The sequence below is a fragment of the Massilia mucilaginosa genome (genome assembly GCF_011682145.1).
In the GTDB taxonomy this organism is placed as follows: Bacteria; Pseudomonadota; Gammaproteobacteria; order Burkholderiales; family Burkholderiaceae_D; genus Telluria_A; species Telluria_A mucilaginosa.
This window is the reverse complement of record NZ_WHJH01000226.1, coordinates 1-397: the sequence shown is the minus strand read 5'-3', so window position 1 is coordinate 397 and position 397 is coordinate 1. Positions and strand designations below refer to the sequence as shown.

Below are 397 nucleotides of genomic sequence, written 5' to 3'. Positions count from 1 at the left end.
GGTTGCAGCACTATCATCGGCGTAAAATCGTTTCACGGTCCTGTTCGGGATGGGAAGGGGTGGTACCGATTTACTATGGTCATCAGGCATAACTTGTACAAGTAGATGCTCCCGACTGGGCAGCAGTACTTCGAATCCTGAGCGCGTATTTTACTGCGTATTCTTATTAATTGGTAGCAATTTCTGTGGTTCGATCACAAAAACGCGGACGAAAAAAAAACCCGGTTTGCACTAAGCACGATCTTGAGCGCGCTTAGGCTTACCGGGGTCTTTCTCTTATAACTAGCCTGACGATAACCTACTTTCACACTGGTTGCAGCACTATCATCGGCGTAAAATCGTTTCACGGTCCTGTTCGGGATGGGAAGGGGTGGTACCGATTTACTATGGTCATCAG

General features: G+C 47.6%; 2 rRNA genes. Both read right to left on the bottom strand.

The window, feature by feature from the left end:
• A 5S ribosomal RNA gene (rrf, locus tag F2P45_RS34620) occupies positions 1 to 87 on the bottom strand; the annotation flags it as partial.
• 198 nt (positions 88 to 285) lie between these two features.
• Positions 286 to 397 (bottom strand): 5S ribosomal RNA (gene rrf, locus F2P45_RS34615).